9 protein-coding genes are annotated in these 9194 nt (G+C 34.9%); all 9 read right to left on the bottom strand.

Translation table 11 applies throughout. The features are described from left to right. Positions 1-277: 277 nt before the first annotated feature. From HKP48_RS04455 to HKP48_RS04415, 9 genes are read right to left on the bottom strand one after another with little or no spacing between them, the layout of a single operon-like run. Complete coding sequence (locus tag HKP48_RS04455) at positions 278-2698, bottom strand: penicillin acylase family protein (protein ID WP_296343240.1); 2421 nt, start codon at positions 2696-2698, stop codon at positions 278-280. Positions 2699-2701: 3 nt separating this feature from the next. Next, positions 2702-3856, bottom strand: a complete 1155-nt coding sequence (locus HKP48_RS04450) for a serine hydrolase (RefSeq protein WP_296343238.1) — start codon at positions 3854-3856, stop codon at positions 2702-2704. Between the two features lie 33 nt (positions 3857-3889). Further along, positions 3890-4363 (bottom strand): methylated-DNA--[protein]-cysteine S-methyltransferase, encoded by a 474-nt coding sequence (locus HKP48_RS04445; RefSeq protein WP_296343236.1) that lies wholly within the window; start codon positions 4361-4363, stop codon positions 3890-3892. A 1-nt stretch (position 4364) separates the two neighbouring features. Next, positions 4365-5483 carry a hemolysin family protein gene (locus tag HKP48_RS04440; RefSeq protein ID WP_296343235.1) on the bottom strand — a complete coding sequence of 373 codons (1119 nt, stop codon included), beginning with the start codon at positions 5481-5483 and terminating at the stop codon, positions 4365-4367. 30 nt (positions 5484-5513) lie between these two features. Then, complete coding sequence (hemB, locus tag HKP48_RS04435) at positions 5514-6503, bottom strand: porphobilinogen synthase (protein ID WP_296343232.1); 990 nt, start codon at positions 6501-6503, stop codon at positions 5514-5516. Positions 6504-6534: 31 nt separating this feature from the next. Beyond that, entirely contained in the window at positions 6535-6894 is a 360-nt protein-coding gene (locus HKP48_RS04430; protein ID WP_296343231.1) for a four helix bundle protein, read from the bottom strand. A 33-nt stretch (positions 6895-6927) separates the two neighbouring features. Continuing rightward, positions 6928-7830, bottom strand: coding sequence for an oxygen-dependent coproporphyrinogen oxidase (hemF, locus tag HKP48_RS04425; protein ID WP_296343242.1), 903 nt, complete (start codon positions 7828-7830; stop codon positions 6928-6930). Then, positions 7820-8359, bottom strand: coding sequence for a GNAT family protein (locus tag HKP48_RS04420; RefSeq protein WP_296343229.1), 540 nt, complete (start codon positions 8357-8359; stop codon positions 7820-7822). Before HKP48_RS04420 ends, hemF begins: the two co-directional genes overlap by 11 nt. Then, the gene (locus HKP48_RS04415) at positions 8359-9147 is read right to left on the bottom strand and encodes an EI24 domain-containing protein (protein WP_296343227.1); all 789 of its coding nucleotides are present in this window, start codon (positions 9145-9147) and stop codon (positions 8359-8361) included. Before HKP48_RS04415 ends, HKP48_RS04420 begins: the two co-directional genes overlap by 1 nt. Positions 9148-9194: the final 47 nt, after the last annotated feature.

Below are 9194 nucleotides of genomic sequence, written 5' to 3'. Positions count from 1 at the left end.
CATGTCCGTCTGTTTTTTTGTTAATAATACCCTAAGGTAATAATAGACGGACTTTTTTTACTTATTCATATCCTTTTGTGATGGATTCCTCTAAAATTATTTTGCGCCGTAATGGAGGTTTCATGTGTTTATATGTATTGTTTTTTTTAGGACACATGCTGTTCGCTATTAACCATTCCTTTGGGTGATAATATGTTTAGCATGCTCGTTTGATAATTTAATGATGTCGTTTGGTATTGGGCCATTGGCTACCAAATGCCCATTAGGGGTTTTCATATTATTTTGATGGTTTTAAAGTTTGTGTAGATTTTACAGAAGTAGAATCGTTTTCAGATTTCATATAATTGATTTCAAAATAGTTGCCTTTTGCCCAATCATCAATAAAGTTGTCGTAGTATTTACTGCCGGGGTTACCAGATTGACCACCAGGATAGATACCATAGGCTTTTGGAGTTTCTCCCATTTCAACAATCATTCGCCATGAAGGCCCGTGATTTCTTGTCATTGCATTTACAGTATTACCATCTCCTCCAATAGGAATATTTTGTACTGAAAACGCAGGTAGTGCTTGTAGCAAATGGCCAACATAAGAGCGTTTGTAATTCTTCCAGTCAAAATCTCCATTTTCAGCTTTCCATGTGTAGAGTTTCTCTACAGTTGCTTCAAAAGATTGCTGAATCAAATCTTGGGCTGTTTCTACTTTAGGAGTTTCTTTGATATCCATAAACTTATCATTAGGATGATTTTTTAGCATATACATATATTGGTATGTAAAAGGCCATTTTAAAGTTTCGTCCTCAACATCAAATTCATCCCAAAGTATTCTATAAAGATTGTTATTCCAACTTGCAAACAAGCCTGGTGCTTTACTGTCTATATGATTATCAAAATCCCAATTTTTCAGAATATCTAAAGCTTCTTTTTCATCGGCATTAAAATTTGAAACGTTTAAATTTTCAATTAAATAAGGTACAATCTCACTTGCTTTTAAATTGAAATTATTGTTCTGTAAATTCTTAAAGTCTTTGATATTAAATTTTTCCTTAGATCTAAAGAAATTATTTATAATACGTGATCTGTAAGTTTCATAACCATCGTTAAATACATAAAACGGATACATAGAATCCGTTGGGTGCTGATTTGCCGAACTCACAAAACCGCGTGCAGGGTTTTTGGTATGCGCATTATAGTCTGAAGGGATAATGTCTTTCCAGTCATGATTAGGATTACTTCCAGCCATTAAAAATTTACCTTGGCCTTTCCATTTGTTAGGAAATTGCCCTTGTACCCACATAGCAATATCTCCAGTTTTAGAAGCAAATACAAAGTTTTGTGCTGGTGCTACGTGGTCTTTTATAGCATTTCGGTAATCATTATAATTTTTAGCACGATTAAGTTTATAAAACAAATCGGTAAAATTATGACCAATGTGTCCTGCCCATTTCATAGCATATCCTTTAAGTTCATCATCGCTTTTAAACTTGTAATCGTAACTTACTGGTCCATGATGTGTATAAATCACAGAGTCGATAAAGGTTTTTTTACCTTTTATTTTTATTTCTTCAAGCCTTGTAGACGTTGCCTTCCATTGCCCATCATATTTATAGGCATTGCGATTTTCATCTTTGAAGTCGATTTTGTACCAATCTTTTACATCGCGAGTTGCATTGGTTACACCCCACGAAATGTTGTCATTGAATCCAATAATAACACCAAGTGCTCCTGGTAAAGTAGCACCATAAACATTATGCTCTGGTGTAGATAATTGCATGACAAACCAAATTGAAGGTAGATTTAAACTTAAATGTGGATCGTTGGCTAAAATAGCGTTTCCTGAAACAGATTTTGATGGTCCAATAGCCCAGTTATTACTTCCGTTATTTGGATGTGGCTTTGTCATCATCTCAGAAATTGAGATAGCGTCTTTTACCATTTTGCCATCTGGAATTTTAGCCATCGGTGTATCGATAAAACTCCAATCAGTTTCTTTGGGGATTACGGGGTCGATACTATCATAAAAATCAGGGAATAACATATCAAAACGTTTCTTGCCAAATTTTTTAATGGTATTGGTAAACTCCAAATCATAATCACGACCGCAAAGCATATCGGTCATGTACATCAGGAGATGCATGGTTTTGTCTATGGTCCATGCTTCTGGCTTATAACCTAGAAGCTTGTATTCTACAGGGTAATTTTCGGGTTCAAGGCTTTTGATATAGGCATTAACACCCGAGCTATATGCTTCGAGAAGTGCTAGAGCTTCTGGGTCTTGTTTTACGACGTTCAAACTGTTTTCTGCACCAAACAACATTCCATTACGACGTTGTGAACGATCATAGTTTAGTGCACTTTCTCCAATAATTTCTGATAAACGACCGGCTGCGGCATAGGTTTGAAACTCCATTTGCCACAAACGATGTTTTGCGGTGATGTATCCTTGCGCTTTGTATAGGTCTTTATCGTTTTTTGCAAAAATATGTGGAATCAATTGCGCATCGTAATGTATGGTAACGGCATCGTTAAGACTAGGTATATTAACTTCTCCAGAGACAATATCATCGGTTTCATTTTGCCAAACACCTTGATTTGGTGCTAAGAATTTGCCTAATGCAGGGATTTCTCCAAACTTGTTATTTAAGCCATAAAAAATGGCTACTGTTAATGCAAAGGATAGGAGCAGTTTTAGGTATTTCATATTTTATTTCTCTAACATTTTATAACCTTCTTCAATATATAAGCTAATATCATCGGTAAAGGTTTTAGTACCAATATCTGGTGATTTTTGGTGTCCTAATCGTACAATAATAACATTGTCTTCTGGCTGTACAAAAACATATTGCCCTAAGTGTCCACGCATCATAAAAAAGTCTTTCCCTAAATGTTTCTTTAACCACCATCCATAGCCATATTCAGGACTTTGAGAAAAACGAGGTTTTACAGATTTAGCTATAAATGTAGAATCAAGAATTTGTTTTCCATTCCATTTGCCATGGTCTTTGTAGAGTTTTCCAAAGCGTGCAAAGTCTTTGGCATTACTGGCAATACAACAATACGCTTTTACCAAATCGTGGTCTTCACTATCCACTTGCCAAAGCGTTGCATTTTCGCTACCAAGAGGTTCCCAAAAGCTTTCTTGAAAATAATCATATAGTGGTTTTCCTGTAGCTTTTTCTATAACCATAGCCAGCATTTGCGTATCGCCACTGGCATATTTAAAAGCTTGTCCAGGGTCCGTTTCCATTTTAAGACCATTCATTACTTTAGCCAAATCATCATCAAAATAAGCACGTGTGGTAATTGATAATGGCGAATAGTACGCCTCATCCCAATTGGTTCCTGAAGCCATACTACTAAGATCACCAACGGTCATTTTTGCTGCTTTGCCATCACAAAATGCTGGTAAAAAATCGCAAACAGGTTGGTCAAGGCTTTTGATGTGTCCTTGCATAATGGCTTTTCCCATTAAACCAGACACATAACTTTTTGCCATGGAAAAAGAATTAGATTTTGAATCTTCATCAAACCCATCGTAATAATTCTCAAACCAAATACTGTCGTTTTTAATGATGACGTAGGCAATGCTACCCCAATCTTTATTAGCTTTTTGTAAGCGCGCTGTTTCTTTGGCAGAATTGTAGTCTATATGATTTGGCCATGCTTGAGGATTGCTACTTGCGGCGACAGGCTTGTTGTCAAAATGTTTGTAATCCTCAAGATAAGCTGTGGTATGCCCTCTAAAATATATGGTCCTTACCGCTTTTAATAGATAATCGGTATCCGTTATGTAAAGTATTGCAATTAGTAAACCAAAAAACAGGATTAGGAATTTGAATAGTTTTTTTAAGAATTTCATTTTTGTTATTTAGAAATTTAAATATACTAAACCTTAAAACAAGGTTTGTTGTTTGTGTTGATTTTCGTGATTAATTAACCATTGTTTGCGGTGTAAACCACCTGCATAACCTGTTAAGCTGCCATCGCTTCCAATCACACGATGACACGGTATAATTACCCAAAGTGGATTTTTACCGTTAGCATTAGCAATAGCTCGGATAGCTTTTGGGTTACCTAGTTGTTTAGAAAGCTCTAAGTATGAACATGTTTTGCCAAATGGTATTTGTTGTAATTGCTGCCAAACTTTCTTTTGAAAATCGGTGCCAGATGGATTCAGTTTTAAATCGAAATACTCACGTTCTTCTCTAAAGTATTCTTTAAGTTGTGTGACACAATCTAAAAGTTCTTCGGGAATTATTTGACTTATTTCTTTTGAAGTATCACCTATTGAAACTGAAGAGATACCATTAGCATCACCAACAATTATGGCATGACCTAATGGCGTTTCAATGGTGCAGGTTTGCATTTTATTTTTCAGTATTTTTTTCGTCTATAATACCTAAACGTTTTGCTCTTGTTTCCCAACTTTTTCTAGCCAATAATTGTAAATCAGAAACATTATCGCTTTCATCCATAATTTCAAGCCCAAGAAGTGTTTCGATGACATCTTCCATAGTTACTAAGCCACTTACAGAACCGTATTCATCAACAACCAATGCCATGTGATTTCTACTTTCTACCAATTGTTCAAATAGTTTTGGTATGGGTAAACTACGATTAACGATAATAATATTGCGCTTGAGCTCTGACAGTAATTTATCGCCATTTCCAAAAGCCATTTCTTTAAAGGCGTCATCTTTTAAAACCAGACCAGTAATATTATCAGAATCATCAGTATAAACAGGAATTCTCGAAAAACGAATATTAGAATTTGCATTAAAAAAGGCTTCGACGGTCATGGTTTCATTTACAGTTTTCATGACTGTGCGAGGCGTCATAACATCTTTTGCTTGGACATCTTTAAAGTTGAGTAAGTTTTTAATGACCTTACTTTCATTTTCTTCAAAAACACCTTCCTCATGAGCAATTTCAGTCATAGCAACAAAACCTTCACGACTTAAAACACTACCATGTCCTTTACCGCCAATAAGCTTGGTAGTTAATTGCAACAGCCATAAAACCCCGGTCCATTTTAATGGAAATATAAGAATATTTAAAGCTTTGGTTGTAAAATTTGCTAGTTGTTTCCAGTAAGTAGCGCCGATAGTTTTAGGAATAATCTCTGAAGCTACAAGTATTAATATGGTCATGATTGTGGAGACTACACCGACCATGACATCCTCGGTAAATTCTACACCAAATACAGAACGCGTTTCTGTACCATATAGCTCAGCATAAGCCACTTTTGCTTGTACACCAACTAATATAGCACCAACTGTATGGGCTATTGTATTTAGTGTAAGAATTGCAATTAATGGCCTGTCTACATCTTTTTTTAAAGCTTCCAAATCATTAGCATAGGCTTTACCTTCATTCTTTTTAAGATTAAGAAATGTTGGTGTAATACTTAATAGTACAGCTTCTAAAATGGAGCATAAAAAAGAAAAGAAAATTGAAATAATTGAGTAAAAAACGAGTAAACCCATTAATGGAGTATTGAATTAGTTATTGCTAATTTACGAAATCAATTTCACAACATCCTTAGCAAAGTAACTTGCTATGATATCTGCCCCAGCACGCTTAATAGAAGTTATTTGTTCTAGCATTACAGCATCATGGTCTAACCAACCTTTTTCGGCAGCAGCTTTAAGCATCGCATATTCTCCAGATACTTGATACACTGCAATAGGAATCTCAAAGTTGTTTCTAATATCGCGAACAATATCTAAATAGGCTAAACCTGGTTTTACCATGACGATGTCTGCCCCTTCATTAATATCCATTTCAGTTTCACGGATGGCTTCATCCTTGTTGGCAAAATCCATCTGGTATGTTTTTTTGTCTTTTGGCACATTTTCTATATCTACAGGAGCAGAATTTAAAGCATCCCTAAAAGGCCCATAAAAAGCAGATGCGTATTTTGCAGAGTAACTCATGATGCCAACATCAATGAGATTAGATTGGTCGAGTGCTTCACGGATACCCAAAATACGGCCATCCATCATATCACTTGGTGCAACAAAATTGGCACCAGCTTCAGCATGAGAAATACTCATTTCTGCTAAAACTTCAACAGTAGCATCGTTTACTATTTTTCCGTTTTCGATAATCCCATCATGACCGTAAGCAGAAAATGGGTCTAGGGCTACATCTGTCATTACTAACATATCTGGGCAAACATCCTTAACGGTTTTTATTGCACGTTGCATTAAGCCATTTGGATTTAAGGCTTCTGTACCTTTATTATCTTTTAAAGTATCATCTACCTTAACAAACAATAAAACAGATTTAAGGCCTAATTGCCATAACGATTTAACTTCCTCTTTAAGTAAGTCTAGACTGTAACGATAGTAATTAGGCATTGATGCAATTTCTTCTTTAATACCTTTTCCTTCAACTATAAAAAGTGGGACTAAAAAATCGTTTGGAGAAATTATGGTTTGCCTAACTAAGCTTCTAATAGCTTCGTTGGTTCTTAGTCTTCTATTGCGTCTTATTGGGAACATATTCTATAGTTGTAAGTATTAAGCTTTAAGCTTAAAGTGTTTTTTTGATAGTTTTTATTAAAGAAAATAGCATTTTTTTAATTTCATCAACATTTTTAATAAGGTTTTCAGAGTCTACCTTCTTTACAAAGCCAAGTTCTGTAGATGCTAAGATAAGGTAATCTAGTTCATGAGCTGAACCTGATGCTATATAAAGAAACCGAATGAGTTCTTTTTGAGTTTCTCTACCACAACCCTCAGCTATATTTGTAGGTATAGATAGTGCCGTACGATTTATTTGAGATACAAAATTAAACTGTTCTGATTTTTGGAACGCCCCCGTAGTTTTATAAATCTTTAGTACTAGATGATGTGATTTTTGCCATACCGTATAATTCTTGTAGTTAACCATACTTTTAACTTTCTGCTTAAAACTTTTAACTATTTATACCCAGTCAATTGGTTTTTGTAATATCTTAATTAGTTTTTCTTCTTTGCTACCTTTTTCGGGGTGGTGGTCGTATACCCATTGCACATGTGGTGGCAGACTCATCAGAATACTTTCTATACGCCCATTTGTTTTTAGCCCAAATAATGTGCCTTTGTCATGTACTAAATTGAATTCTACATAGCGACCACGTCTAATTTCCTGCCAGTTTCTTTGGGCTTCAGTATAATCTAAATCTTTTCGTTTTTCTACAATTGGAACATAAGCATCCAAAAAACTATCACCAACTTCGGTTACAAAGTTATACCAGTTTTCCATACTCATGTCGTTGGTTTTTTTACAATAGTCAAAAAATAAACCGCCTATGCCTCTGCCTTCGTTTCGGTGTGCATTGTAAAAATATTCATCGCATCGTGCTTTATACTTTGGATAAAATTCTGGGTGATGTCTATCACAGGCTGTTTTACATACTTGATGAAAGTGTTTCGCGTCTTCATCAAACAAATAATAGGGTGTTAGATCTTGCCCGCCACCAAACCATTGGTCTGCGATATTTCCGTCACCATCATACATTTCAAAATAACGCCAATTAGCGTGCACTGTTGGTACCATTGGGTTTTTAGGATGTAAAACTAAGCTTAAACCACATGCAAAAAAATGGGCATCTGTAACACCAAAGTGTTGCTGCATAGTTTTTGGAAGTTCTCCATGAACGGCAGAAATATTTACACCACCTTTTTCAAAAACGCGTCCATTTTCAATAACTCGTGTTCGTCCACCTCCACCTTCTGGACGTACCCATAAATCTTCTTGAAACTGAGCAAGACCATCAATTGCTTCCAGTTTTGAAGTGATTAAGTCTTGTAGGTTTTGTATGTATTCGTAAAATTTATCTTTCATCATATAATTCAAATAACTCCATGTCTAGTGGTTGTTCATTAGGAGGTGTATATTCTCCTTTAAGCGTTTTAATCCACTTAAAATTATTCTTTTCGGCAATCTTTATGCTTCTTAAGTTAGTTTTATGAGATATAATTTGAAGTGTCTCTAAGCCTAAATTCTTAAACGCGTACTCTGACAATACTTTTATAGATTTGGAAATTAAACCTTTTTTTTCAAAATTATAATCAATACAATAGGCAAATTCACCTTGTTTTTTACCCCAGTCAAGCTCTTTGATGTAAATAAGGCCCATGAGTTTTCGAGTTTTAGACTGTTTTAAAGTGAAGAGAAATTCGACCTTATCCTCAAACTGTTTTACTTTTTTATCTACAAAATATTGTGATAATGTTGGATTTAGATTTTGTGCTAAAGTCTTTGAAAAATAACGTTTAAAACGGTCTGTATTTGCTACGCATAAGTCACAGATTTCCCAAGCATCTCCTTCGTGTACAGAGCTAATTTCAAAATCATTGAATTGTGCAACCATTATCTATTTTCAATTACTTCGAAAGGTTCAAAACCAATATGGTCTCCTTCATCATCATCAAATAATAAATCTACAGCAATCACTGACGCTGAGGTTACACTTAGAGGTAATACCAGTATAACACCGATTACAGGTATAAATAGGAGCAGTAAAAACCCGATACCATTACCTATTGCAAAACCCCTATTCTTTCTAATGAAAGTAACACTTTCTTTGTATGAAAAATGACGTTCTAAGGTGTAATCCATGTTTCCAAATCCTGCATAGTAGGCTTGAACTATAAATAAAAGGGCTGTTGAAAATATATTTATTACAGGAATAAACTTTAATAGTAAAATAGGAATGGTATACAACAATTCCTTAGCGAGATTGCGAAGCCCTAACCTTATGCTTCTTATTAATTGTTGAGCAAACGAAGCTTTTGTTCGATTTATAGCTTTTTGACCTGTATAGTATTCTTCAATCTTTTCTGAAACAGGGCTCATAAACGGCGAGGATAATGCCATTATGATATGCTTATACATAATTAAACCCAAAGCAAAAATGATAATTCCACTAATAATTGTCGAAATAAAAGTTACTGTAGTTTTGCCTGTTTCCCAAGGCCAGATACCCGCAATCCATTCTCCTAGATTATCGGAAAGACCATAAGCTGAAATAAAAATTAGTGCAAAAACAACAAAGCTGATAATCATCGGAATAACGAAGTATTTCCAAAGTTTTAGCTTAGAAATTAATCCATATGCTCCGGAATATACTTGAAGGCCTTTAAAAATGTTGTTAATCATTTTTTATGTTTTTGGTGGTAAAGTGTTGTATAAAATACGACGCTAAA

This window comes from Winogradskyella sp., assembly GCF_013042245.1.
Lineage (GTDB): Bacteria > Bacteroidota > Bacteroidia > Flavobacteriales > Flavobacteriaceae > Winogradskyella.
The sequence above is the reverse complement of the archived record's forward strand: the minus strand, read 5'-3'. Positions and strand labels throughout refer to the sequence as shown.

Excerpts from the sequence above, each read along its gene's own strand:
- HKP48_RS04440 (WP_296343235.1), bottom strand. The coding sequence starts at position 5,483 with ATGGGTTTACTCGTTTTTTACTCAATTATTTCAATTTTCTTTTCTTTT.
- HKP48_RS04455 (WP_296343240.1), bottom strand. The coding sequence starts at position 2,698 with ATGAAATACCTAAAACTGCTCCTATCCTTTGCATTAACAGTAGCCATT.
- HKP48_RS04415 (WP_296343227.1), bottom strand. The coding sequence starts at position 9,147 with ATGATTAACAACATTTTTAAAGGCCTTCAAGTATATTCCGGAGCATAT.
- HKP48_RS04450 (WP_296343238.1), bottom strand. The coding sequence starts at position 3,856 with ATGAAATTCTTAAAAAAACTATTCAAATTCCTAATCCTGTTTTTTGGT.
- HKP48_RS04445 (WP_296343236.1), bottom strand. The coding sequence starts at position 4,363 with ATGCAAACCTGCACCATTGAAACGCCATTAGGTCATGCCATAATTGTT.
- HKP48_RS04430 (WP_296343231.1), bottom strand. The coding sequence starts at position 6,894 with ATGGTTAACTACAAGAATTATACGGTATGGCAAAAATCACATCATCTA.
- hemF (WP_296343242.1), bottom strand. The coding sequence starts at position 7,830 with ATGAAAGATAAATTTTACGAATACATACAAAACCTACAAGACTTAATC.
- HKP48_RS04420 (WP_296343229.1), bottom strand. The coding sequence starts at position 8,359 with ATGGTTGCACAATTCAATGATTTTGAAATTAGCTCTGTACACGAAGGA.
- hemB (WP_296343232.1), bottom strand. The coding sequence starts at position 6,503 with ATGTTCCCAATAAGACGCAATAGAAGACTAAGAACCAACGAAGCTATT.